This window comes from Thioalkalivibrio sp. AKL8, assembly GCF_000380525.1.
Classification (GTDB): domain Bacteria; phylum Pseudomonadota; class Gammaproteobacteria; order Ectothiorhodospirales; family Ectothiorhodospiraceae; genus Thioalkalivibrio; species Thioalkalivibrio versutus.
In genome coordinates, this window is sequence record NZ_AQYF01000007.1 from 304,958 (window position 1) to 328,285 (window position 23,328).

The window sequence follows — 23,328 nt, forward strand, 5'->3', positions numbered from 1 at the left end:
TTGATCGAACAACTACGCAGCCACTGGCAGCGCCTGCTGGGCGCCGAACGCAGCGACCGCGCCGAGGGCGCCCCCGAGGAGCGCCTGCAACGCGCCGCGGCGGCGCTGATCATGGAGGTCTGCCGGGCCGACTTTGATCTGCACGCCGAGGAACTGGAGTCCGTGCGCGCCAGCCTGATCGAACTGTTCCGGCTGGATCGCGATACCGCCGATGCGATGCTGGAGATCGCCCAGGAGGATAGCGACGAACTGATCTCCATCCACCCCATGGTGCGCGAAGTGAACGCGTCCTTTGATGCCGGGCAGAAGACCGACATCATGCGCGCCCTGTGGCGTGCCGCCTGGGCCAACCGCGACCTCAACAAGCGCCAGGAAGCGGTAATCCGGCACCTGGCAGACCTGCTCTACATCCCGCACGCGACCTTCATCCGCACCAAGCACGAGGTGCTCGGCGATGCGGCCGACCCTCGCTGACCGAGGCGCTTTCTGATGAGTGATCCGGGCACCCTGCTGGCGGCCCTGGCCGTGGGCATCCTCGGTGGCGTGCACTGCCTGGGGATGTGCGGCGGCATCGTCGGCGCGATCTCCATGGGCCACGGCCGCCGCGGACCCGGGCTCGACCTCCTGCTGGCCTATAATCTCGGGCGCATGGCAAGTTACGTGGTCGCCGGCGCGCTGGCGGGATGGCTGGGGGCCAGCCTGCTCGGCGGCCTGCCCGCCGGGCAGGCGATCCTCCAGGGCATCGCCGCCGCCTTCCTGATCCTGCTCGGGCTCTATCTCGGGGGCTGGTGGCCGGTCCTGGCCCGCCTGGAACAGGCCGGTGGCGTGCTGTGGCGCCGCATCGAGCCGCTGGGCCGGCGTTTCCTGCCAGTGCGCCATGCCGGTCAGGCGCTGATGGTCGGCGGGCTGTGGGGCTGGCTGCCCTGCGGCCTGGTGTACAGCGTGCTGGCCTGGTCGCTCAGTGCCGGCGGCGCGCTGGAAGGGGCCGCCCTGATGGGGGCCTTCGCCCTGGGGACGCTGCCGAATCTGCTGCTGATGGGGGTATTCGCCGCGCGCCTGGCGGCCTTCGTGCGCCGCCCCTGGGTCCGCCGGATCGCCGGCGGCGGGGTCGCACTGTACGGCGCATGGATGCTGCTAGGCCTGGTGCTGTGATGCCCCGCCCGGACGAGCGGGGCATCGTTCGCGAGCGCCGGGGCGGGGCTCAGTCGGCGTAAAAGTCGCGGGTGAAACGGATCGGCAGCGTGCGATCGCTGTCCGCCGGGGTAATGTCGATCTGGAACTCGAGTGTTTCCCCGCCCCGCACCGTCACCTCGGAAAGGTGATAGATGGCATCACCGTCCTGAATCTCGCGGAAGCGCAGGCTGCGCATCTGGTCGTTCATGTTGGTGGCCGAGCCACTGACTTCCGCGGAGACCGCCTGCAAGCCGTTGTCGCCCCGCTCCATCACGCTGATGTTGACCATGGCCCGGTTGGAACTGCGCCGCACGTCATAGGCCCGCGCGACCTCCGGGGACAGGAAGGTGGTGTTGATCACGTTGTAGTAGACGACGTAATTGTCGAATTCCGCCTCGTTGGCGGATGCGATCGAGCTTCCGAGAGCAACCGCCGCCAATGCGACGAGAAAGCCGGTGATGACCCGATGCACTCTTGCCATGACTGACTCCTGTTCCGTTTGAGAAACGAGGACCTGGCGGCGGCATTGCCGCAGGGGCCCCTCGTCCCGAGTCTAGCCCGTTTTGCACCCGAACAGGCAAGGCCGCCCCGTGCATTTCGCCCGGACGGCAATCCACCTCAAAAAGAGCGCACGATAATCAGCAAGATATAAAGCCCAACCAGGGCGATCATTGGCGAAAAATCGATCGCGCCGGTATTCGGCAGGGCCCGGCGCAGAGGGCCGAGGATGGGGCGGGTCACCGCCCCCGCCAGCCGCATGATGGGATTGTTGGTGGAACCGCCCCCCGCCTGAAGCCAGCTCATCACCACCTCGGCAATGAGCGCGATGATGAAGACCCAGATCACCGTGGTCAGCAATTCCCGGATTGCCACGGCAAGGATAATCCCGACCCCGGCATCCACACCCACAATCAGCACGCGCAACCAGATTTCGATGAACTTGAGCACGATCATCAGCACGATCGCGGCCAGATCGACCCGCCCGACCGAGGGGATCACGGGCCGCAACACCCGCAACGGCGGGTCGGTCAGCATCACGATGGTCTGCGAGATCGGGTTGTAGTAATCGGCCCGCACCAGGCCGAAGATCGTCCTCAAAATCAACAGGATGATATAAATCCCGAAGACAACGCCAACGAGGAAGATGGCGATCTCTTGTCCGGTTCCGGTGGCGGGCATGCAGACTCCTTGCGATGCAGCGAGTGAACCGCGCCCATTCTCCGGCAAGCCCGGCAGGATGCCAAGCCAGGGAGGCGCGGATCAAACGCCGCGGCGGGTATCCATGCAGTCGCGTACCCGGGTCGCGATTTCCTCGATCGACAGCTCGGTCACGTCCAGATGCGGGATCTGCCAGCTGTCGAAGAACTCCTGGATCGCCGCACACTCGGCCCGGCACTGGGCCAGACTGGCATAACGGCTGTCGGGCCGTCGGCCCTCGCGGATCTGCGCGAGCCGCTGCGGGGTGATCGTCAGCCCCACCAGGCGCCTACCCAGGCCTCGCAGCCCTTCCGGCATGTGCGGGATGTCGCCCTGGCGCAGGTCCTCCGGGACCAGCGGGTAATTCGCCGCGAACAGCCCGTAGTTCATGGCCAGATAGAGGCTGGTCGGCGTCTTGCCGGAACGCGAGGCACCCAGCAGCACGACATCGGCGACCGACAGGTCCTGCACGGCCAAACCGTCATCATGGGCGAGGGTGTAGTTCAGGGCCTCGATGCGCCGGTCATAGCGGCTGACATCGCCCATGCCGTGGGCACGCCCGGAAGCCGATTGCGAGGCCACCCCCAGCAGCCCCTCCAGCCGCTCGACGTGCTCCCCGAAGACGTCAATCACCGGCACCGAGCTCTGGTGCAGATCAGCCCGCAAGTCAGCATTGGCCAGGGTGGCCACCACCAGTGCGGGCTGCGGCCCAGCCTCGACCCGGGCGAACACGGCGGCCAGACGCCCGGGCGTCTGCACAAAGGGCAGCCGGTGCCAAGCCGGGTCGACATCCGGGAACTGGGTGAACAGCGAGCGCGCCAGGGCCTCTGCGGTGATCCCGGTGCCGTCCGAGACCAGATAGACCTGCGGGCATTGGGCGACGGACTCAGTCATCTGTCGCCCCCCCGACCTTCGCCAGTTGCTCCCAGGTGGAGAGCAGCGAATCGGGATTCAGCGACAGCGAATCGATACCCTCGCTCATCAGCCAGACCGCCAGATCCGGATAGTCGGACGGGGCCTGGCCGCAGATTCCAATGTACTTGTCGGCGCGGCGGGCGGCGCGGATCGCCATGCTCAAGAGCGCCTTCACCGCATCGTTGCGTTCGTCGAAGGAATCCGCCACCAGTCCGGAGTCGCGGTCGACCCCCAGGGTCAGCTGGGTCAGATCGTTGGAGCCGATGGAGAAGCCGTCGAAATGCTCGAGGAAGCGCGCCGCCAGCAGGGCATTCGACGGGATCTCGCACATCATCACGATCTTCAGGCCCTGCTCGCCGCGGCGCAGGCCCTCCTCGCCCAGCACCCGGATCACGTCCTCGGCCTCGGTAAGCGTACGCACGAACGGGACCATAACCTGAACATTGTCCAGGCCCATCTCGTCGCGGACCCGGCGCAACGCCTCGCACTCCATGGCGAACGCCGGACGAAAGACCTCCGAGCGGTAGCGTGAGGCCCCGCGAAAGCCGAGCATGGGGTTCTCTTCGTGCGGCTCGTAGCCAGCACCACCGATCAGATGGGCGTACTCGTTGGACTTGAAGTCGGACAGGCGCACGATCACCGGTTCCGGCGCGAAGGCCGCTGCCAGCGTCGCGATGCCCTCGGACAGCTTGCGCACGAAGAACTCGCGTGGGCCGTCGTCAAAGCCACGCAGGCGTTCGGCAATCTGCTCCTGCACCTCGGGCTCGAGGCGGTTCGGGTCCTCGGCATAGTCCAGCAGCGCCAGCGGGTGCACGCCGATGGTGCCGTTGATGATGAATTCCAGCCGCGCCAGACCGATCCCCGCGTGTGGCAGCTGCGAGAAGGCATAGGCCCGCCCGGGGTTGGCCACATTCAGCATCAGCTTGACCGGCAACTCCGGCAGTTCGCCGATCTCGGTCTTCTTGACCGCGTAGTCGAGCCTGCCGGGGTACACGTGCCCGTCGTCGCCCTCCGCGCAGGATACCGTCGCCTCCATGCCGTCGGAGAGCACCTCGGTTGCGTTACCGCAACCGACCACCGCCGGGATGCCCATCTCGCGGGCGATGATCGCCGCGTGGCAGGTACGTCCGCCGCGGTTGGTCACGATCGCAGCGGAGCGCTTCATCACCGGCTCCCAGTCGGGGTCGGTCATGTCCGCGACCAGAATGTCGCCCTCTTCCATCGTGTGCATCGCATCCGGCGAATCCAGCACGCGCACGATACCGGCCCCCACCTTCGAACCGATCGCGCGGCCGGTCACCAGCGGCTCGGCGTCGTGCGGTGCCAGCTCGTAGCGCTCGCCCGCACCCAGCTCGACGCGGCTTTCCACCGTCTCCGGACGCGCCTGCACGATGAACAGCTCGCCGGTCTCGCCATCCTGCGCCCACTCGATGTCCATCGGCCGTTCGTAGTGCTGCTCGATGGCAACCGCATAGCGCCCCAGCTGCTCGGCATCGGCATCGGAGAGGCAAAAGCGGTGGCGCAGGTCCGTCGGGGTGTCCTCGGTGCGGGTACCGTCCTCCGTGAGCACCATGCGCACCGCCTTGGTACCCAGGGCACGGCCAATGATGGCGCGTTTTCCGGCCGCCAGCGCCGGCTTGTAGACCTGATACTCGTCGGGGTTCACGGCGCCCTGCACGACCGTCTCACCCAAGCCCCAGGCCCCGGTGATGAACACCGCATCGCGGAAGCCACTCTCGGTATCCAGGGTAAAGATCACGCCACTGGCGCCGACGTCGGAACGCACCATGCGCTGGATGCCGGCCGACAGCGCGACCTCGTCATGGGCAAAGCCGTTGTGCACGCGGTAGGCGATGGCGCGGTCGTTGTAGAGACTGGCGAAGCACTCGCGCAGCCGCTGCAACAGGGCATCAATGCCGCGCACGTTGAGGAAGGTCTCCTGCTGCCCGGCGAACGAGGCCTCGGGCAGGTCCTCGGCTGTGGCCGAGGAACGCACCGCCACCGGCACGTTATCGCCCAGTTGCGCGTAGTGCTCGCGCACCGCCTCCTCCAGCTCGCCCGGCAGTTCGGCCTGCTCGACCCAGCCGCGCACCTCGCGCCCGGCCGCGCGCAGGGCCTCGATGTCGTCGATATCGAGATCCGCCAGGCGCGCCTTGATCTGCGCGTCCAGCCCGTCCTTCGCCAGCAAGGCGCGATAGGCATCCGCGGTCGTGGCAAATCCACCCGGCACGCGCACCCCGGCGGCACCGAGCTGCCCCAGAAGCTCGCCCAGCGAGGCATTCTTGCCACCCACCCGGGCGACATCGTTCATGGTCAGATCGGCGAGATCGACTACCCAGCTCATGGCAACTCCTGAACTCCTAGGGCCACACTGATCTAATGCTTCCCTAGGCTTTGTGAACCCCTTAACACGGGGTAACAAACGTGATCAGCTACACTTCAGCGTTTTGTAACCTTCAGGAGACTGCGTGACTGCTCCAGCCGCCCGTCGTTCCAGCTTAACCCAATCCATCCTGCCGACCATGCTGCTCGTCCTGGCCTTCCTGACGCAATCCGCAGGGGCCCAGGAGTCAGGGGGTTCCATGGCCATCCTGGGTGCTGTGGAGAACGTTCGCATCGCCGAGGAAGACATCGTGCTAAAGGCGCGCATGGATACTGGTGCCACCTCCTCCTCGCTGAACGCGCTAAACAAGGAGCGCTTCGAGAGGGACGGTGAAGACTGGATCCGCTTCGAGATCATCGACCCGGACGACGAGGACGCGCGCATCACCCTGGAGCGACCGATCGAGCGCATCGTGCGCATTCGCAGGCACAGCGGAGACTCGCAGGAACGCCCGGTGGTGCGCATGGAGTTCTGTATCGGCGACCAGCTCCTGACCGCCGACACCAGCCTGATCGACCGCACGGCTCTGAAATACCAAGCCCTGATCGGGCGCAGCCACATGGCCGGGCACATCCTGGTGGACTCCGGCGCGGAGCACCTGCGCGCGCCCGACTGCGCGACGGATGACCAGTGAAGCGTTTCCACCTGCCGATCCTGATCGTGCTGCTGAGTACGATCGGACTCGGGGTCTTCGCCTACAAGGTCAGCGCGCTGGGGATGCCCCTGCAGCCGGACGCCACCGCCGAGACCTGGCAGGTGGAGGCCCGCGTGCGCTTCCAGGCCACCGGCGAGGCCACCACGGTGCAGCTTCGAATCCCACACCGCCTGCCGAATTTCTCCATCCTGGACGAAGGCTTCGTATCCCGCGGCTACGGCCTGAACACCGTCCTCCAGGCGGAGGATCGCCTGGCCCAGTGGACGACCCGTCAGCCGCGCGGCGAACAGGTGCTGTACTACCGCGCCACGCTCTACCGTGACGGAGACGACCGCTCGGAATCCGACTACCCGGGGCCAGTGGCCGTGCCCGACTGGAGCGAACCCTTCCGTTCGGCCGCCGAGGCGCTGATCGATGACGTCCGCGGGCGCTCCTCGGACATCCGGAGTTTTGCCTCGGTACTGGTCAATGACCTCGCCAACGCGGCACCGGCTTCCAATGCGGCCGTGTTTATCGAGAGCGACGACAATCGCGCCCGCCGGGCCGAGACCCTGATCGAGCTGCTGGCCACCGCGCGCATCCCGGCCCGGCAGGTGACCGCCCTGCGCCTGGTCGACGGGCGCCGCGACATCGAGCCGCAGACCTGGCTCGAGGTTCACAACACGCGGCGCTGGGTGCCCATCGACCCGGAGAGCGGCGAAATCGAGTACCCCGCCGACGTGGTCGTTTGGTCGCATGGCGACGCCCCGCTCCTGGAGATATCCAACGGCGAGAACGCGGAGGTGCGCTTTGCGGTGGCCCGCGGGGTGCAGGATGCCCTGGCGACCATCCAGCGCTTCGGCGACACCCTGGACAGTCGCTTCCTCGACTTCTCCACCCTGAACCTGCCGCTGGGCACACAGAACACCTACCGGGTGCTGCTGATGGTGCCGCTGGGCGCGATGATCATCGTGTTCCTGCGCAACGTGATCGGCGTGCAGACCTTCGGCACCTTCATGCCAGTGCTGATCGCACTGTCCTTCCGCGAGACCCAGCTGCTGGCCGGGATCATCCTGTTCACGCTGATCGTGTCGCTGGGTCTCGTGGTGCGCTTCTACCTCGAGCACCTCAGACTGCTACTGGTCCCGCGTCTGGCGGCAGTGGTCAGCGTGGTCATCATGCTCATGCTCGGCATCAGCATCTTGTCGCACCAGCTCGGCTTCGAGCGCGCCCTGGCGCTGTCACTGTTCCCGATGGTCATCCTCGCCATGACCATCGAGCGCATGTCAGTGGTCTGGGAAGAACACGGCCCCGCCGATGCCATCACCCAGGGGATTGGCAGCCTGGCCGTCGCGGCCGCGGCCTACGGGCTGATGGCCAACCGCCAGCTGGAACACCTGTTGTTCGTGTTCCCGGAATTGCTGCTGGTCCTGCTGGCCGTGACCCTGTTGCTGGGACGCTACACCGGCTACCGCCTGACCGAACTGTTCCGCTTCGGACGCATCCAGGATGCGATGCGGAGGACCGACTAATGCCGGCCTGGCTGCCGCGCTTCGTGCGCCCGAAACTGCTGAAGGAGCAGGGCATCGTCGGCATGAACGCCCGCAATGCCCGCTATATCGCCGCCTGGAACGCACGGCGATTCTACCCACGGGTGGACGACAAGCTGCAGACCAAACAACTCGCCCTGGATGCCGGGCTCTCGGTGCCGGATCTGTACGGCGTCGTACGCACCCTGCGCCAGATTCGCGACGTGCGGAAGCAGCTGCGGAACTATGAAGACGGCTTCGTCATCAAGCCGGCCCACGGCGCGGCCGGCGACGGCATTCTGGTGATCGACGGCTGGCGCGGCGATCGGCCTCGTCGGGCCGGTGGTCGCGCCATGGAGCTGAGCGAACTGGACGATCACATCGCCAACGTCCTCTCGGGCATGTACAGCCTGGGTGGCCGACCGGATGCCGCCATGATCGAGCAGCGGGTGCGCTTCTCCTCGATCTTCGATGAGGTCTCGCACCAGGGCGTGCCGGATATCCGCACCGTGGTCTATCGCGGCTACCCAGTAATGGCGATGATGCGCCTGCCAACCCAGGACTCCGACGGCAAGGCCAATCTGCACCAGGGTGCCGTGGGAACCGGCATTGACCTCGGCTCCGGCCGCACCATCGGCGGAGTGCGCTACAACCGGCCCTGCCGCGAGCACCCCGACAGCGAAAAGAGCATTGTCGGTCTGCAAATCCCCGGTTGGGATCAGCTGATGGAACTGGCCGCCGGCTGCTTTGAGCTGAGCGAGCTCGGCTACCTGGGGGTGGACGTGGTGATCGATGCCGACCGCGGGCCGCTGATCCTGGAACTCAACGCCCGGCCCGGGCTCGCCATCCAGATCGCCAACGGCGAAGGCCTGGACCACCGCATCCTCGCGGTGGATGCACACATGGTGGCCCGCGACATCGAGCCGGCCGCCGAACGCGCCCGGTGGTCCGCCGAGGTCTTCGCGCGCCCCGAGGCGACCCATCCAACCGAGCCCGACACCGAAACCTCCCGCGCCGCCGAACCCGCCTGATCACCGAGGCGGTTACGGGCACCGTGATCGTTTGGGCTATCCTAGGCGCATGACTGCCGCCGCCGAGACCAAGACGCCGGACATCGAACAGGCCCTGGCCGACGCCGAACGCGTCTGCGCCACCCGTGGTGCTCGCCTGACCGAGCAGCGCCGGCGCATCCTGGAGCAGATCCTGCGCACCGAGGGCGTCATCAAGGCGTACGACCTGATCCACGCGCTGTCCTCCGATGATCACAGCATCAAGCCGCCAACCGTGTACCGCACCCTGGCCTTTCTGCTCGAGCAGGGCCTGATCCACCGTATCGAGAGCCTCAACGGCTTCGTCGCCTGCTCGCACCCCGGCGAGCGCCACGAGTCGGCCCTGATGATCTGCGACGGCTGCGGCCAGATCACCGAGTTCCACACCCCGGAGCCGGCCAGCCAGGCGCTGGAGCACGAGGCCGAGGCCCAGGACTTCGCCATCGACTCGCGCATGGTGGAGCTGCATGGCCAGTGCGGGGACTGCCGCCGGGGGCAGCAGGACCGCGCCTGACGCCGCGCGTCTGCACAGCCCACCCTGAACCCCGCCCTCCAATGACCGCCGCCGCACCGACCCTCGAGGCGTTCCCGCCCATCCTGCGTGCGGACACCCGCCTGATCGTGCTGGGCAGCTTTCCCGGCGTCGCCTCGCTGGAGGCCCAGGCCTACTACGCCCACCCGCGCAACCAGTTCTGGCCGATTGTCGGACAGATCCTGGGCGAGCCCTTCCCGGAAATGGATTACCCCGAGCGCATCGAGCGCCTGCTCGACCACGGCGTGGGCCTCTGGGACGTGTACGGCGCCTGCTCGCGCGAGGGGAGCCTGGACAGCGCCATCCGCGCCCCGGTCCCCAACGATCTCGCCCGGCTGACCCGCGAGGCCCCGGACCTGCGCGTGATCATCCACAACGGCGCCGAAAGCGCGCGGCGCATCCGCGAGACCCGCGCCCTGGGCCTCGAGGCCCTGCGCCTGCCCTCCACCAGCCCGGCCAACGCCCGCCTCAGCCTGACCGAGAAGCTGGAACCCTGGCGCAACGCCTTCGCCCGCGCCGGCCTTCCACGCGACTGACCGGCAGCACACCGGAGCGCCCGATCGGGGGGTTGATACCTCGCTTGTTATTGTATAACGTTCGCTTTGTTATCCGTTACGCTATAACAGTCCAATTTCGTTGATCGGCACTGCCCGGACCGGCAGACTGCCGCGCAACCAGGAGCCCGACATGCCCCTCACCCCGTTCTCACGCTCCGTCCTCGCCGCGCTGGCCAGCCTGACCCTCGCCGCCCCCGGAGCCGCCGCGGCGCAATGGACCACCAGTGACGACGAGTCCGCCTGGGGCATGGACGTCTCCCTGATCCTCGAGGGCATCTACTACAACGAGCTCTCGCACGGTAATGATTCGCCCGCCGGCTTCGACGACGGCCACGATCACGGCCATGGTAATGGCGACGACCACGGCCTCGACGACGGCTTCAATCTGGGCCATTCGGAGCTGGGCTTCCAGGCCCGTCTCGGCGACCTCCTGGACGCCACCGTGATCATCGAATTCGACGACCAGGACATCGAGGTCGACGAGGCCTACCTGACCACCCGCGCCCTGCCCGGCGGCCTCCAGCTCAAGGCGGGCAAGTTCCTGTCTGACATCGGCTACATCAACAACCGCCACCCGCACGAGTGGGACTTCGTGAACCGCCCGCTGGTCAACGAGTACCTGTTCGGCGACCACGGCCTGCTGGAAAAGGGCGTACAGGCGACCTGGCTCGCCCCCACCGCGACCTACACCCAGCTGGGTGTGGAGCTGCTGCAGGGCGAGACCAGCGGGATCGCCAACTACGAAGGCAGCCAGTCGTCGCTGAACGATCAGGACCGCATCCTGCGCGACCGCTCCGGTCCACGCCTGGTCACCGCCTTTGCCAAGATCGGGCCGGATCTCGGGCCGGACCACGCCGCACAATTCGGTGTCTCCGGCGGCTACGCCCGCAGCTACCAGGTCACCGACGAGCACTCCACTCGCTTCGAGGACTGGGACGGCAGTGCCTGGTTCGCCGGCCTGGATGCCGTCTACAAATACAGTGCCGGCCGCGCCTACGGCCATGGCGACTGGCGCCTGCAGGGCGAGTACTTCTACCGCGAGATCGATGTCGACCGCCGTGACGTGAACTTCGAAGCCGACGGCAACGGGCCGGTGGGCTTCGTACGCAACGAACAGTCGTTCAAGAACCAGCAGGACGGCATCTACGTCCAGGGCGTCTACGGCTTTGCCCCGCGCTGGGAGGCCGGCCTGCGCGCCGAGGCCCTGGGCCTGAGCAACGACGTCGGCCGCGGCGACGGCGAGTCCTTCGGCACCTCCTATCGCCACACCGCCCAGGTGACCTTCCGCCCGGTGGAGCCCGTATTCCTGCGCGCCCAGCTGTCCCAGAACGACTTTGTCGATGACCACGGCGATCGCGATCGCGGCCTGGAGTTCCTGCTGCAGCTGAACGTGGCCCTCGGCGCCCACGGCGCCCACCGCTTCTAAGCATCGCTCGACCTCGCGAGGCCGGCGTGGACTGTTCCCGTCCCTGCCAGCCTCCGCCCATACCCCGATCTGAAAGGAGTCCCGCATGTCCTATCGCAAGACTCGCGTCCGCATGCCCCGCGCGCTCGCCGCCCTCGCCTCGTTGGTACTCCTGGGCCTGCTCCTGCTGCCGTCGCAGGCCGCCGCCGGACTGAACATCGTTGCCACCACCTCTACCCTGGGCGCCCTGGCCCGCGAGATTGGCGGCGACGAGGCCGAGGTCCGCGTGCTCGCGCCACCGGACCGTGACGCGCACTATCTCGATGCTCGCCCCAGTTTCATGGCAGCCCTGCGCCGAGCCGACATGCTGCTCGAGATCGGCGCAGGGCTCGAGGAAGGCTGGCTGCCGGCCGCCCAGCGCGGCGCCCGCAACCGCGCCATCAACTCCGGCCAGCCGGGTCACTTCCGTGCCGCGGACATGGTTGAGTTGCGCCGCTCGATCACCATGGATGGTCCGAACATGGGCCACGTCCACGAAGAGGGCAACCCGCACTTCAACGCCGACCCGCTGCGCATGGCAGACATCGCCCTGGCGCTGGCCGAGCGCATGGGCGACCTGCGCCCGGATCATGCCGCCACCTTCACGGAACGCGCCGAGCGCACCGCCGAGCGCCTGCGCGACCACGCCGAGGCCCTGGCCGAAAAGGTCGCGCCGGACCAGCGCATCGTGGTCTACCACGAGGACCTCGACTACCTCGAGGAGTGGCTCCCGGTCGAGATCGTGGGCTATCTGGAACCGGCCCCGGGCATCCCGCCCACCGCGCGCCACCTGCGCAGCCTGGTGAGCGACCTGGAAGGCACCGAAGGCACCGTCCTCTACGCGGCCTTCCAGCCAGCGCGTGGCGCGGAGTTCCTGGAACGCAACCTCGGGTGGACCAGTCACGCGGTGCCGCTGGATCCGCCCGCGGATTCCTCGCTGGACGGCTACCTGGAGTTGATGACCACCTGGGCCGAGACGCTGCCGCGCCAGTAATCGAGTCCCTTTCCAGAAATTGACCAGCCGCGACGGACCCGGAACGCAACGTTTCGGGTCCGTTATCATTTGCGATGGCCCGAATGCCCGACACTCACATGCCGACTGAAAGCTCGTCTCCGATCCTGCACACCCGCGCCGCGTATCTTGGGTTTGACCGGCCGGTGCTGGGCCCGCTGACCCTGGACGTACCGATCGGCTCGCGCTGGGCCCTGACCGGGCCCAACGGCATTGGCAAATCGCTTCTGCTGAAGGCCCTGACGGGACAGGCGCGGGTGCATCACGGTCACCTGGAACTTGCCCCCCAAGCCCGGATCAGCCTGCTCGCGCAGGACCACCCACGCCGCCAGCCGTGGCCGCTGTCCGGACACGACTGGTTCCGGGCAATGGGGGCGCCCCCCCCCGAACAGGCACGCGTGCGCGCCCTGATGGACCGGCGGCTCGACCGCCTAAGCGGAGGGCAATGGCAACTGCTGCGCCTGGCCGCCGCCCTGGCCAGCCACGCCGCTCGCCCGCCGGCGCAGCGTCTGGTGCTACTGGACGAGCCCGCCAATCATCTGGATGCCGAGGTGCGCCACGATGCGATCGAGCTGATCATCAGCCTGCCAGGCGGCACCACACTGCTGATGACCAGCCATGACGACGATTTCCTGGAGGCCGCCGGGGTCGAACGCCACCCACTGACGGAATACATCCATGCTGGGTGACCTGCTACTCATACCCTTCGTGGCAGGCCTGATGATCACCGGCGTGCTGGGTCTCGCCGGCGCCGGATTGTTCCTGCGCGGCTCGGTCTGGCAGGCACTCGCGCTGGGCCAATGGGCCGCCGTCGGCGGGGTCCTGGCCTCGGTGCTGCACTGGCCGGTCCTGCTCGTGGCCCTCGTCCTGGGTACCGGGATGATGGCCCTGCTACAGCGCAGCACGGACCGCGAGCGCCTGCCGCTGGGGGTCTTTCTGGCCGGTCTCGCGGCCGTGACCCTGCTGGCCGCCAACTTCTCCCAGGCCAGCCTGGCGGCGGCCGCCTGGGCCGAAGGCCAGCTGTACTTTGCCGGGCCGAACGAATTGTGGGCGGTGGCAGTGCTGGCGGTCGCCAGCATCCTGCTCGCGCCCGGACTGTACCGCGTATGGCGACATGCGCAGCTCGCTCCCGATGTCCCCGCCACACGCCTCCCGCCGACGTGGCAACGACTCACCGAGATCGGCTGGCTGGTCGCCGCGGTCGTGCTGGGCAGCATGGTCCTGGGCCTGCCCGCCGCCCTCGCGACCCTGCTGCTGCCCGCCTGGGGTGCGGCCTATCTCGCGCGCAATCTGCGCGGGCTGTTCCTGTGGACCCAGGCCATCGCCCTGGCGGGTTTCCTGATCGCCTGGAGCCTCAGTCTGCCTCTGAATCAGCCCTTTGCCCCCGTATTGGTACTGGTGAACGTAGCGCTCGCCAGCGGCGCCCGCCTCGCCGCGTCGGTATATGGCGAACGCAACCGCTGAACAAGGCGCCCCCCCGCTCAACCATGAACGCGGCGCCACCAATACGCTGCAGCTGCGCCGCAGGCGGGGCAGGTCAGAGGGCGGCCAGGGCACGCATATGCGCCACCACACTGCGCCCCAGGGCACTCAGGGCGTAGCCACCCTCCAGCATCGAGACCACGCGCCCATCGGCGTGACGCTCGGCCAGGGCCACCAGCTCACGGGTGATCCAGGCGTAGTCATCCTCGGCCAGCAACAGGCGCGAGAGTTCGTCCTCGCGATGGGCATCGAATCCGGCGGAGATCAGCACAAGTTCCGGGGCAAAGGCGTCCAGCGCATCGAACCAGGCCCCAGCCACCGCGTCGCGCCACTGCTCCCCCGACGATCCGCCGGGTACCGGGACATTCAGGCAGTTGTCGGCCAGCGGCGGGATGCCCGACCCGGGATAAGCCGGATGCTCGAAGGCGGAAGCGAACAGGATGGCGTCATCACCCGCCACCAGGGACTCGGTGCCGTCGCCATGGTGCACGTCGAAGTCGACGATGGCGATGCGCCCCACACCATGGCGCTCCTGTGCATGGCGGGCGGCAATCACCACGTTGTTGAACAGGCAGAACCCGGCCGCCCGGTCGGCACGGGCGTGGTGCCCCGGCGGCCGCACCGCGCAGAAGGCCCGCCGGTTCGCCGCCCCCATCACCCAGTCCACCGCGCCAATGCCCGCGCCGGCCGCCAGCAACGCGGCCTCGCGAGTCCCCGGCGACAGGGCCGTGTCGCCATCCAGCATCACCCGCCCCCCTTCCGGGACGTGCTGCTGGATGGTGTCGATAAAGTCGCATGTGTGAACCCGGCGCAGGTCCGCCCGCGTCGCCGGGAACGCCTCGCGATGCAGGACCCACGGATCCAGCCCGCTGGCCACCAGCTGGTCACGGATTGCGCTCAGCCGCTCCGGACATTCCGGGTGGCCGGGACCATTGTCGTGCTCAAGGCCGGCGTCCGGCGAGAAGAACGCTAGATTCATGCTATGAAGACACTGGGCACGTCATAACCGAGAGCATGCATGGGAACCCATATCCTGGACAAGCTGTTCAATCCGCGCGGTGTCGCCGTGTTCGGCGCATCCGAACGCGAGGGCAGCGTCGGCCGCACGGTGCTGGCCAACCTCCTCGCGGCCGGCTTCAAGCGCACCCTGCTCCCCGTAAATCCCAAATACGCCGAGGTACAGGGCCTGCGCTGCGTGCCCGAGCTGAAACCCGGCGAGCACATGGTGGACCTGGCGCTGATCGCCACCCCGGCTCGGGCCGTCCCCGGCATCCTGCGCAACTGTGGCGAGGCGGGCCTGCGCGGCGCCGTCATCCTCTCGGCCGGCTTCGCCGAAGCCGGCCGAGAGGGCGAACGCCTGCAACAAGAATGCGTCGAGATCGCGCAGCGTTACCGCATGCGCCTGATCGGCCCCAACTGCCTGGGCATCATGCGCCCGGGCATCGGGCTCAACGCGACCTTCAGCCACAACCAGGCGCTGCCCGGCAAGCTCGGGCTGATCTCCAGCTCCGGGGCGCTGATCACCGCCGTCCTGGACTGGGCGGAGCCCACCGGCATCGGGTTTTCCAGCGTGGCCTCGACCGGCGACGCCGCAGACGTCGACTTCGGCGAGCTGCTGGACTACCTCGCGGTGGACCCCGAGACCCAGGGCATCCTGCTGTACGTCGAGGGCATCCGCCACACGCGGCGCTTTCTGTCGGGCTTGCGCGCCGCCGCGCGCATGAAGCCCGTGGTAGTCCTCAAGTCCGCTCGCCATGCGGCCACCGCCCAGGCGGCCGCCACCCATACCGGGGCGATGATGGGCTCGGATGCGGTGTTCGACGCGGCCCTGCAGCGCGCCGGCGTGGTCCGGGTGGAGCGCGTGTCGCAGTGGTTTTCCGCAGCCCAGACACTGGCCAGCGGCGTGCGCCTGCGCGGCGAGGATCTCGCCATCCTCACCAACGGCGGCGGACCCGGCGTGATGGCCGTGGACCGGGCCGCCGACCTCGGCCTGAACCTGGCCACGCTGGCCGACGGCACGCTGGAGGCACTCAACGCCCTGCTGCCCGCCCACTGGTCGCATGGCAACCCGGTGGACATCCTCGGCGACGCTACCCCCGAACGCTATGGCGAAGCCCTGCGCATCGTGCTCGCGGACCCCGGGGTTCACATGGCGAGCGTCCTGCTCACCCCCCAGGCCATGACCGACCCCGACGCCTGTGCCGAGGCCGTGATCGAACAGGCCCACAAAAGCCACAAGCCGGTGCTGGCCTGCTGGATGGGCGACCCGCTGGTGGCCCGCGCACGAAATCGCTTCGACGCGGAAGGGATCCCCCAGTTCCGCACGCCCGAAGGCGCGGTCGAGACCTTCGCCTGGCTGATCGAACACCGACGCAACCAGCGCATGCTGCTGCAGGTCCCCGGCCCCCGCAGCGATGACCAGCCCGCGGATATCGAGGGCGCGCGCCTGATCCTGCAACACGCACGCAGCCAGGGACGCAGGGTCCTGAGCATGCGCGAGTCCCGGGCCGTGCTGGCCGCCTTCCACATCCCCTGCAGTCCCAGCATCCTCGCCCGCGACCCGGCCGACGCGATGCTGGCCGCCGAGACCCTGGGCTTCCCGGTCGCGCTCAAGATCAGTGCGCCCGACCTCACCCACAAGAGCGACTTTGGCGGTGTACGACTCAACCTGCGCAGCGTGCAGGCCGTGCGCCAGCAGGCCCAGGAGATGCTCGACCAGATCCACGAGCAATTCCCGGAGGTCGAGGTTGAAGGCGTGAGCGTGGAACGCATGGCCGAGGTCGGGCATGTTCGCGAACTGCTGGTGGGAATCTCGCGCGACCCGGTGTTCGGCCCGGTCATCGCCTTCGGCCTGGGCGGGACCGCGGTGGAGGTCATCGGCGACCAGGCCGTCGCCCTGCCGCCGCTGAACCCCTCGCTGGCCCGGCGCCTGATGGCGCAGACTCGCGCGGCGCGCACCCTTGGCACCTTTCGCGGCGCGCCCCCGGTGCGCGAGGGCGCGGTGGAACAGGTCCTGCTCCGGGTCTCGGAGATGGCCTGCGAGCTGCCTGAACTCGCCGCGCTGGATATCAACCCCCTGCAGGCCGGCGAGAACGGCGTGATGGCCGTGGACGCCCGCATCGAACTGGCCGATTCCGCGCACGACGGCCGTGACTACGCGCATATGGCCATCCACCCCTATCCCGGCCACATGGCCCGGAAGGTCACCACCCGCGACGGCCATGAACTCGAGCTCCGGCCGATCCGGCCCGAGGACGCTGCCATCGAGCAGGAATTCGTGCGCAGTCTGTCGGAGAAGTCCCGCTATCTCCGGTTCATGCGCTCGATGGACGAACTCACGCCCGAGATGCTCGTACGCTTCACCCAGATCGACTACGACCGCGAGATGGCCTTCATCGCGGTCGACCACCACACGGGCCGGGAGGTGCAAGTCGGCGTCGCCCGCTACACCACGGAACCCGACGGCGAGAGCGCGGAGTTCGCCGTGGTCATCAGTGACGCCTGGCAGGGCCGCGGCGTGGGCAGCCTCCTGATGGAGGCCGTCATCGACTCGGCCCGCAACGCCGGCCTGCGCGAACTGTTTGGCGAGGTGCTGCGCCACAACGGCGGCATGCTCGCGCTCGCCCAACGCCACGGCTTCCAGCGCGAGATCCTCGCCTCCGACGAGGAGATCATCCGCGTCAGCCGGCGCCTCCACTGAACACCGGGACGGTCGCCCGCAGCCGCCGCAAGCGACCCGGCGGGCATCCGGCGCCCCGGCGCGTAGCTTGCGGGTGCCCGGGCGAATGGGTAGCGTCCCCGGGCATGCATCGACCCCTGGCCCGCCCGTGAACCGCGCCGAGCGTATCTTTCACCTGCACCGATTGTTGCAGGGGCGGCGGCCGCCCTCGCTGGCGGACCTGATGGAGCGTCTCGAGGTCTCGCGCGCGACCGTCAAGCGCGACCTCGAATACATGCGCGACTTCATGCAGGCGCCCATCGAATACGATGCCCAGGCCAATGGCTACCGCTACGCGCAGGATGCCCCGGCGTTCGAGCTGCCGGGGCTGTGGTTCAACGAATCCGAGCTGCTGGCGCTGCTGACCATGGAACAACTCCTGGAGGACGTGCAGCCCGGGTTGCTAGCGCCCACGCTGGGGCCGCTGAAGGGCCGCATCCGCGAGCTGCTCGCCAGCGGCGGGCACCAGCCGGACACCGTGCGCCGCCGCATCCACATCCAGCCGCTGGCCCAGCGCGGCAGCCGCGGCGAAAGCTTTCAGGCCGTGGCCACTGCGACCCTGGACGAGCACCCCGTCGAGATCGAGTATCACGGCCGTGCCCGGGACGCCGCGAGTTGTCGCGTCGTGCACCCGCAGCGCCTTCTCTACTACCGCGACAACTGGTACCTGATCGCCTGGTGCGAGCAGGCCCGGGACCTGCGCACCTTCGCCCTGGAGCGCATCCGCTCGGTGCAGCCGGTGGAGTCTGCCTACCGCTCCATCGACGAGGCGACCCTGGATGCTCATACGGGGGACGCCTTTGGCATCTTCACCGGTCCCGCACAGGAATGGGCCGTGCTGCGCTTCACCCCGGAACATGCCCGCTGGGTCGCCGACGAGATCTGGCACCCGGAGCAGATCGGCGAATACGAGGGCGACGCGTATCGCCTCCGTATTCCCTACGCCGACCCGACCGAGCTGGTCCAGGAGATCCTGCGCCACGGCCCGGGCGTCGAGGTGCTGGCGCCCGTCGACCTGCGCCAGCGCGTGGCCAGCGACCTCGCGCGCGCCGCTCACCAGTACACCTAGGGAAACACGGATAAGAACCGATTTCGGGGGTGGCTCATCCTGTGAGCCACCCCCGGTGCTACAACGGACACCCAGGCCACACCGAGGAGTCCGAACATGTCGCACAACCGCCAGGCACGCCCCGTCCCGCCGCTCGCCGGCTACTACGCCGAGCGCGGCACCTACAACCGCACCGCCACCACCGAGGAACTGCTGGACCGCATCCCCCTGGCCGGTTTCCGCCACCACGAGGCGCCCCGGCTGTGGGAGATCCTCAAGCGCGGCCAGGCCCTGACCGTGGAACGCGAGCGCACCAACACCCACGACGGCCAGGCCGTCGCCGTGCGCTGGATGGACCACCACCTGGGCTATCTGCCTCGCGACCGCAACGGCCTGGCCGCCCAGCTACTGGACCAGGACCAGCCCCTGATCGCCCGCATCCTCGAGAAGCGCGATCACGCCGACCGCCACCACCGTCTCGAGCTCGGCCTCTACCGCGCGAAGTCGAGGCCCACCCCGGCCCACTAGACCCACGCACTCAAGGCGACGCGGATCAACCTTCGACCGGCACCGATCAACCGACCCAGATGGTCTTGGCGTTGACGAATTCGTGGATGCCGAGCTCGGAGAGTTCGCGGCCGTAGCCGGAGTCCTTCACGCCGCCGAAGGGCAGGCGCGGGTCGCTCTTGACGATGCCGTTGACGAAGGCGCAACCGCATTCCAGGCGCCGGGCCAGGGCCTCGCCGCGCACCGGATCGCCGGTCCAGACGCTGCCGCCCAGGCCGAAGCGCGAGCGGTTGGCGAGCTCGATGGCATGATCCGCGTCGCGCGCCCGGGTGACCGCCGCGACCGGGCCGAAGGTCTCCTCGTCGAAGGCCGCCATGCCGGGTTCCACGGCATCCAGCAGTGTGGGCGGGTAGAAGTACCCCGCCCCGTCGCGGGGCTCGCCACCCGCCACCAGGCGGGCGCCGGCCGCCACGCTGCGGGTCACCTGGTCGTGCAACTCGCTACGCAGGTCATCGCGCGCCAGCGGCCCGATGTTCGTTCCCTCGGCCATCGGATCCCCGATGACCAGGGCGTTGATGGCCGCCTGGAAGCGTTCGACGAAGGCATCCGCGATGGCCTCCTCGACGATGAAGCGCTTGGCGGCGATGCAGGTCTCGCCGTTGTTCTGGAAGCGCCCGCGTACCGCCTGCTCCACGGTGTGGTCGAGATCGGCATCCGCCAGCACGACGAAGGCATCCGAGCCGCCCAGTTCCAGCACCGAGGACTTCAGGGCCTTGCCGGCCGCAGCCCCGACCGCGCGGCCGGCGCCTTCGGAGCCGGTCAGGCTGACGCCCTGCACGCGACGGTCAGAGATGATGCCCTCCACCGCATCGGAGCCAACCGGCAGGTTGCGGAACACCCCCTCGGGAAAACCGGCCGCCGTAAACACCCGTTCCAGATGTTCGGCACATCCGGGGACATTGGACGCGTGCTTCAGCAGCACGGTGTTGCCGGCCAGCGTGGCCGGGATCGCCTGGCGAAAGGCCTGCCAGTAAGGAAAGTTCCAGGGCATCACCAGCAACACGGTCCCCAGTGGCTGCCAGGCGATGAAGGAACGGCTCGCATCCGAGGCGATCATCGTGTCCTGCAGCAAGTCCGGGCCGTGCTCGGCGTAGTACTCGCAGGCGTTGGCACACTTGTCGACCTCGGCGCGCGCCTCGACCAGCCGCTTGCCCATCTCGCGGGTGGCGGTGGTCGCCAGGGTCTCGCGCGCGTCGCGCAGTACCCCGGCCAGGTCGTGCAGGCGGGCGGCGCGCTCCGCCACCGGGCGTGCCGCCCAGTCCGGTGCGGCGCTGGCCGCGCGTGCCAGGGCGGCCTCCAGCCCGTCCCGATCCATGCGGGGATAACGCGCGAGCATCTCGCCGGTCGCAGGGTTGATCGCGGTCAGTTCGGTCATGTCGGCGCCTCGGATTGGTGACCCGGAAACAGGCCATGGGAAACACAGGTCAACTATTTGCTAGTTTGAACAATGCGGGTCACCCGAGTATAAGACGATCCGCATTCGCTTTCGGAAGGACCTTGCCCCATGTCGATCGATTCGATTCGCAATGTCTGCCTGCTCGGCGGCACGGGCTTTGTCGGCCACCACATCATCCGCCGACTGATTGACCGCGGCCTGAAGGTCCGCGTGCTGTCGCGCCGCCCGCACCGCCATCGCGACCTCCTGGTCAACCCCGAGGTCGACCTGGTCGAGGGCAGCGCCCATGATCCCGCCACCCTGGAACGCCTGTTCGCGGGCCAGGACGCGGTGATCAACCTGGTCGGCATCCTCAACGAACGTGGCCACAGTGGCGCCGGCTTCCACGCCGCCCACACCGAGCTGACCGAGAAGGCCCTGGCCGCCGCCGAGTCGCAGGGCGTGCGCCGCTTCCTGCAGATGAGCGCGCTGAAGGCGGACATGGACGACGCCCCCAGCCACTACCTGCGCAGCAAGGGTGCGGCCGAGCAGGCCGTGTTCGCCAGCGAATCCCTGGCGGTCACCGTCTTCCGTCCCTCCGTCATCTTCGGGCCGGAAGACTCCTTCCTGAACCGCTTCGTGACGCTGCTGAAATTCTCGCCCGTGATGCCGCTGGCGCGTGCCCGGGCGCGCTTCGCCCCGGTGTTCGTGGGCGATGTGGCCGAGCACTTCGTCGAGGCCCTGGAAGACCAGGATACCTTCGGCCAGGGCTTCGAGCTGTGCGGCCCGAAGACCTACACCCTGGGCGACCTGGTGCGGTATGTGGGCCGGGTCTCCGGCCACCGGCGCCCGGTAATCGGCCTGCCCGACTGGGCCGGCAAGCTGCAGGCCAGCGTGCTCGAGTTCGTGCCCGGCAAGCCGTTGTCGCGCGACAACTTCGCCTCGCTGACCATCGACTCGGTCTGCGACGGCGAACAGCAGCTGCCCTGCCCGACCCGCCTGGAATCCATTGCCCCCAGCTATCTGGGCGGTGGGGGCGCCGGGCGCGAGGCCCGCATGCAGCACCTGCGCACGCTCAATCGCGGGGCCAGCCGCGGCTGATCGAAGGGTGAACCGGTAACCGCCATGCAGACCTACCTCGTCGGCGGTGCGGTTCGCGACCGCCTGCTAGGGCGCCCGTTCACCGAGCGCGACTACGTCGTCGTCGGCAGCTCGCCGGAGGCGATGGAGTCCAATGGCTTTCGGCCGGTCGGGCGCGACTTCCCGGTCTTCCTGCATCCCGAAACCCACGAGGAATACGCGCTGGCGCGCACCGAGCGCAAGACCTCACGCGGCTATCACGGCTTCCAGTTCAACGCCTCGCCCGAGGTCACGCTGGAGGACGACCTCGAACGCCGCGATCTCACCATCAACGCGATGGCCGAGGATGCCGACGGCCGCTTGATCGACCCCTACAATGGCCAGGCCGACCTGGAGGCGCGCCGACTGCGGCATGTCTCCCCCGCCTTCGCCGAGGACCCGGTGCGCCTGCTGCGCGTGGCGCGGTTTGCCGCCCAGCTCGCGCCATGGGGCTTCGAGGTCGCGCCCGACACGCTGACGCTGATGCGCGAGCTCGTCACCTCCGGCGAGGTCGACGCCCTGGTCCCCGAACGCGTCTGGGCGGAATGCGAGAAGGCCCTGAAGAGTCCGGCCCCACGGCGTTTTCTGGAGGTGCTGCGCGAGGCCGGGGCACTCGCCGTCCTGTTCCCAGAAATCGAGCGGCTGTTCGGCGTGCCGCAGCCGGAGCGCTACCACCCGGAGATCGACACCGGCGTGCATACCCTGATGGTGCTGGACCAGGCGACCCGGCTTTCCGATGCACCGGAGGTCCGTTTCGCCGCGCTGGTGCACGACCTCGGCAAGGGCACCACTGCCCCGGAGATCCTGCCCAGCCATCACGGGCACGAGGAACGCGGGGTGGACCTGATCCGCGCCCTGACCGAACGCCTGCGCATACCCAACCGCTACCGCGACCTGGCGGTGCGCGTGGCGCGCTACCACGGGCTGGTGCATCGCGTATTCGAGCTGCGCCCGAAGACCGTGATGAAGCTGGTCGACGGCCTGGACGTCCTGCGCCGCCCGGAGAACGTGGAGCCCTTCCTGCTGGCGGTGGAGGCGGACTTCCGCGGCCGCACCGGCTGGGAAGACAAGCCCTATCCACAGGCCGACGCGGTGCGCCGCGCAGTGGCGGCCGCGCAAGGCGTGCAGCCGGCGGCCCTGATGGCCGAGGGACACAAGGGCAAGGCACTGGGCGAGGCCCTGCAGCGCGGGCGCGTTCGCGCCATTGCCGCCGCCCTCGACGAACACCCCGACGCATAGGAGCCTGCTCGCAGGCGAATGCCCTGCCATTGCCGGACGCGGGCAGGGCATTCGCCTGCGAGCAGGCTCCTTGTGTCTTGCGGTTCACGGATCGCTACCATGAACCGCATTGGGCTCGGGGTAACCCGTCAGGCTCCTGAGGTCACGAACCTGTTCTGTAGATTGGCCCCCGAGTCCTTTCTCATCTCGAAGTTTGAACGGTATCCAAGACCCCCCTCCGTGATGGACGGGTGAGGCTGTACGGACAAGGCGAGAGGACGAGATGGCTCATATTGGCATTGATGTTAGCAAGAACAAGCTCGACTGCATGTGGGTCCGGGACCTGGCAGCGGGCAAGGTGAAGCCGAAGGTGTTC

At 68.2% G+C, this 23,328-nt stretch carries 22 protein-coding genes; 16 read left to right on the top strand and 6 right to left on the bottom strand.

Annotated elements, in window-relative coordinates:
- Together G335_RS0107155 and G335_RS0107160 are read left to right on the top strand one after the other, a co-directional pair.
- Nucleotides 1-474: a TerB family tellurite resistance protein gene (locus G335_RS0107155; protein ID WP_018169225.1), complete on the top strand. Its 474-nt coding sequence runs from the start codon at nucleotides 1-3 to the stop codon at nucleotides 472-474.
- Nucleotides 475-489: 15 nt separating this feature from the next.
- Nucleotides 490-1,152: a sulfite exporter TauE/SafE family protein gene (locus tag G335_RS0107160; protein WP_018176311.1), complete on the top strand. Its 663-nt coding sequence runs from the start codon at nucleotides 490-492 to the stop codon at nucleotides 1,150-1,152.
- Nucleotides 1,153-1,201: 49 nt separating this feature from the next.
- Here G335_RS0107160 and G335_RS0107165 read toward each other — a convergent pair whose 3' ends face one another.
- From G335_RS0107165 to ppsA, 4 genes are all read right to left on the bottom strand, one after another.
- Nucleotides 1,202-1,654: a DUF4426 domain-containing protein gene (locus tag G335_RS0107165; protein WP_018144745.1), complete on the bottom strand. Its 453-nt coding sequence runs from the start codon at nucleotides 1,652-1,654 to the stop codon at nucleotides 1,202-1,204.
- A gap of 137 nt (nucleotides 1,655-1,791) precedes the next feature.
- Nucleotides 1,792-2,352: a YggT family protein gene (locus G335_RS0107170; protein ID WP_018176312.1), complete on the bottom strand. Its 561-nt coding sequence runs from the start codon at nucleotides 2,350-2,352 to the stop codon at nucleotides 1,792-1,794.
- Nucleotides 2,353-2,433: 81 nt separating this feature from the next.
- Complete coding sequence (locus G335_RS0107175; RefSeq protein ID WP_018176313.1) at nucleotides 2,434-3,264, bottom strand: pyruvate, water dikinase regulatory protein; 831 nt, start codon at nucleotides 3,262-3,264, stop codon at nucleotides 2,434-2,436.
- A complete protein-coding gene (gene ppsA / locus G335_RS0107180; RefSeq protein ID WP_018176314.1) occupies nucleotides 3,257-5,629 on the bottom strand; it encodes a phosphoenolpyruvate synthase in 2,373 nt (790 codons plus the stop codon). The genes G335_RS0107175 and ppsA overlap by 8 nt, the downstream gene beginning before the upstream one ends.
- A 178-nt stretch (nucleotides 5,630-5,807) precedes the next feature.
- On the opposite strand from ppsA, the gene G335_RS0107185 reads away from it, so the two are divergent.
- The 9 genes from G335_RS0107185 to G335_RS0107225 all read left to right on the top strand — a co-directional run bounded on the left by G335_RS0107185 (nucleotide 5,808) and on the right by G335_RS0107225 (nucleotide 13,889).
- Nucleotides 5,808-6,302 carry an ATP-dependent zinc protease gene (locus G335_RS0107185; RefSeq protein ID WP_026313101.1) on the top strand — a complete coding sequence of 165 codons (495 nt, stop codon included), beginning with the start codon at nucleotides 5,808-5,810 and terminating at the stop codon, nucleotides 6,300-6,302.
- Nucleotides 6,299-7,834, top strand: a complete 1,536-nt coding sequence (locus tag G335_RS0107190; RefSeq protein ID WP_018176315.1) for an inactive transglutaminase family protein — start codon at nucleotides 6,299-6,301, stop codon at nucleotides 7,832-7,834. The genes G335_RS0107185 and G335_RS0107190 overlap by 4 nt, the downstream gene beginning before the upstream one ends.
- Nucleotides 7,834-8,862 (top strand): alpha-L-glutamate ligase-like protein, encoded by a 1,029-nt coding sequence (locus G335_RS0107195; protein WP_018176316.1) that lies wholly within the window; start codon nucleotides 7,834-7,836, stop codon nucleotides 8,860-8,862. Before G335_RS0107190 ends, G335_RS0107195 begins: the two co-directional genes overlap by 1 nt.
- A gap of 49 nt (nucleotides 8,863-8,911) precedes the next feature.
- Nucleotides 8,912-9,394, top strand: a complete 483-nt coding sequence (locus tag G335_RS0107200) for a transcriptional repressor (RefSeq protein ID WP_018144752.1) — start codon at nucleotides 8,912-8,914, stop codon at nucleotides 9,392-9,394.
- Between the two features lie 41 nt (nucleotides 9,395-9,435).
- Nucleotides 9,436-9,948, top strand: coding sequence for a DNA-deoxyinosine glycosylase (locus tag G335_RS0107205; protein WP_018176317.1), 513 nt, complete (start codon nucleotides 9,436-9,438; stop codon nucleotides 9,946-9,948).
- Between the two features lie 151 nt (nucleotides 9,949-10,099).
- Nucleotides 10,100-11,395 (top strand): hypothetical protein, encoded by a 1,296-nt coding sequence (locus G335_RS0107210; RefSeq protein WP_018176318.1) that lies wholly within the window; start codon nucleotides 10,100-10,102, stop codon nucleotides 11,393-11,395.
- Between the two features lie 85 nt (nucleotides 11,396-11,480).
- Nucleotides 11,481-12,407 (top strand): metal ABC transporter substrate-binding protein, encoded by a 927-nt coding sequence (locus tag G335_RS0107215; RefSeq protein ID WP_018176319.1) that lies wholly within the window; start codon nucleotides 11,481-11,483, stop codon nucleotides 12,405-12,407.
- A 98-nt stretch (nucleotides 12,408-12,505) separates the two neighbouring features.
- Complete coding sequence (locus G335_RS0107220) at nucleotides 12,506-13,114, top strand: ATP-binding cassette domain-containing protein (RefSeq protein ID WP_018176320.1); 609 nt, start codon at nucleotides 12,506-12,508, stop codon at nucleotides 13,112-13,114.
- Entirely contained in the window at nucleotides 13,104-13,889 is a 786-nt protein-coding gene (locus tag G335_RS0107225; protein WP_018176321.1) for a metal ABC transporter permease, read from the top strand. Before G335_RS0107220 ends, G335_RS0107225 begins: the two co-directional genes overlap by 11 nt.
- A 73-nt stretch (nucleotides 13,890-13,962) precedes the next feature.
- Here G335_RS0107225 and G335_RS0107230 read toward each other — a convergent pair whose 3' ends face one another.
- Complete coding sequence (locus G335_RS0107230) at nucleotides 13,963-14,886, bottom strand: histone deacetylase family protein (RefSeq protein WP_018176322.1); 924 nt, start codon at nucleotides 14,884-14,886, stop codon at nucleotides 13,963-13,965.
- Nucleotides 14,887-14,925: 39 nt separating this feature from the next.
- Here G335_RS0107230 and G335_RS0107235 point away from each other — a divergent pair, with 39 nt between their 5' ends.
- The 3 genes from G335_RS0107235 to G335_RS0107245 all read left to right on the top strand — a co-directional run bounded on the left by G335_RS0107235 (nucleotide 14,926) and on the right by G335_RS0107245 (nucleotide 19,201).
- The gene (locus G335_RS0107235; RefSeq protein WP_018176323.1) at nucleotides 14,926-17,607 is read left to right on the top strand and encodes a bifunctional acetate--CoA ligase family protein/GNAT family N-acetyltransferase; all 2,682 of its coding nucleotides are present in this window, start codon (nucleotides 14,926-14,928) and stop codon (nucleotides 17,605-17,607) included.
- A 127-nt stretch (nucleotides 17,608-17,734) separates the two neighbouring features.
- The gene (locus G335_RS0107240) at nucleotides 17,735-18,694 is read left to right on the top strand and encodes a YafY family protein (RefSeq protein ID WP_018176324.1); all 960 of its coding nucleotides are present in this window, start codon (nucleotides 17,735-17,737) and stop codon (nucleotides 18,692-18,694) included.
- Nucleotides 18,695-18,790: 96 nt separating this feature from the next.
- Nucleotides 18,791-19,201 (top strand): HIRAN domain-containing protein, encoded by a 411-nt coding sequence (locus G335_RS0107245; protein WP_018176325.1) that lies wholly within the window; start codon nucleotides 18,791-18,793, stop codon nucleotides 19,199-19,201.
- A 46-nt stretch (nucleotides 19,202-19,247) separates the two neighbouring features.
- Here G335_RS0107245 and G335_RS0107250 read toward each other — a convergent pair whose 3' ends face one another.
- The gene (locus G335_RS0107250; protein ID WP_018176326.1) at nucleotides 19,248-20,615 is read right to left on the bottom strand and encodes an NAD-dependent succinate-semialdehyde dehydrogenase; all 1,368 of its coding nucleotides are present in this window, start codon (nucleotides 20,613-20,615) and stop codon (nucleotides 19,248-19,250) included.
- A gap of 129 nt (nucleotides 20,616-20,744) precedes the next feature.
- Here G335_RS0107250 and G335_RS0107255 point away from each other — a divergent pair, with 129 nt between their 5' ends.
- On the top strand, nucleotides 20,745-21,716 hold the full coding sequence (locus tag G335_RS0107255) for a complex I NDUFA9 subunit family protein (RefSeq protein WP_018169242.1): 972 nt from the start codon (nucleotides 20,745-20,747) through the stop codon (nucleotides 21,714-21,716).
- 24 nt (nucleotides 21,717-21,740) lie between these two features.
- Complete coding sequence (locus G335_RS0107260; RefSeq protein WP_018176327.1) at nucleotides 21,741-22,973, top strand: multifunctional CCA addition/repair protein; 1,233 nt, start codon at nucleotides 21,741-21,743, stop codon at nucleotides 22,971-22,973.
- Nucleotides 22,974-23,328: the final 355 nt, after the last annotated feature.

Coding starts and splice junctions, on each gene's coding strand:
- G335_RS0107160 (WP_018176311.1), top strand. CDS start 490: ATGAGTGATCCGGGCACCCTGCTGGCGGCCCTGGCCGTGGGCATCCTC.
- G335_RS0107185 (WP_026313101.1), top strand. CDS start 5,808: ATGCTGCTCGTCCTGGCCTTCCTGACGCAATCCGCAGGGGCCCAGGAG.
- G335_RS0107200 (WP_018144752.1), top strand. CDS start 8,912: ATGACTGCCGCCGCCGAGACCAAGACGCCGGACATCGAACAGGCCCTG.
- G335_RS0107165 (WP_018144745.1), bottom strand. CDS start 1,654: ATGGCAAGAGTGCATCGGGTCATCACCGGCTTTCTCGTCGCATTGGCG.
- G335_RS0107220 (WP_018176320.1), top strand. CDS start 12,506: ATGCCGACTGAAAGCTCGTCTCCGATCCTGCACACCCGCGCCGCGTAT.
- ppsA (WP_018176314.1), bottom strand. CDS start 5,629: ATGAGCTGGGTAGTCGATCTCGCCGATCTGACCATGAACGATGTCGCC.
- G335_RS0107260 (WP_018176327.1), top strand. CDS start 21,741: ATGCAGACCTACCTCGTCGGCGGTGCGGTTCGCGACCGCCTGCTAGGG.
- G335_RS0107215 (WP_018176319.1), top strand. CDS start 11,481: ATGTCCTATCGCAAGACTCGCGTCCGCATGCCCCGCGCGCTCGCCGCC.
- G335_RS0107230 (WP_018176322.1), bottom strand. CDS start 14,886: ATGAATCTAGCGTTCTTCTCGCCGGACGCCGGCCTTGAGCACGACAAT.
- G335_RS0107210 (WP_018176318.1), top strand. CDS start 10,100: ATGCCCCTCACCCCGTTCTCACGCTCCGTCCTCGCCGCGCTGGCCAGC.
- G335_RS0107245 (WP_018176325.1), top strand. CDS start 18,791: ATGTCGCACAACCGCCAGGCACGCCCCGTCCCGCCGCTCGCCGGCTAC.
- G335_RS0107195 (WP_018176316.1), top strand. CDS start 7,834: ATGCCGGCCTGGCTGCCGCGCTTCGTGCGCCCGAAACTGCTGAAGGAG.
- G335_RS0107175 (WP_018176313.1), bottom strand. CDS start 3,264: ATGACTGAGTCCGTCGCCCAATGCCCGCAGGTCTATCTGGTCTCGGAC.
- G335_RS0107205 (WP_018176317.1), top strand. CDS start 9,436: ATGACCGCCGCCGCACCGACCCTCGAGGCGTTCCCGCCCATCCTGCGT.
- G335_RS0107225 (WP_018176321.1), top strand. CDS start 13,104: ATGCTGGGTGACCTGCTACTCATACCCTTCGTGGCAGGCCTGATGATC.
- G335_RS0107250 (WP_018176326.1), bottom strand. CDS start 20,615: ATGACCGAACTGACCGCGATCAACCCTGCGACCGGCGAGATGCTCGCG.
- G335_RS0107170 (WP_018176312.1), bottom strand. CDS start 2,352: ATGCCCGCCACCGGAACCGGACAAGAGATCGCCATCTTCCTCGTTGGC.
- G335_RS0107255 (WP_018169242.1), top strand. CDS start 20,745: ATGTCGATCGATTCGATTCGCAATGTCTGCCTGCTCGGCGGCACGGGC.
- G335_RS0107235 (WP_018176323.1), top strand. CDS start 14,926: ATGGGAACCCATATCCTGGACAAGCTGTTCAATCCGCGCGGTGTCGCC.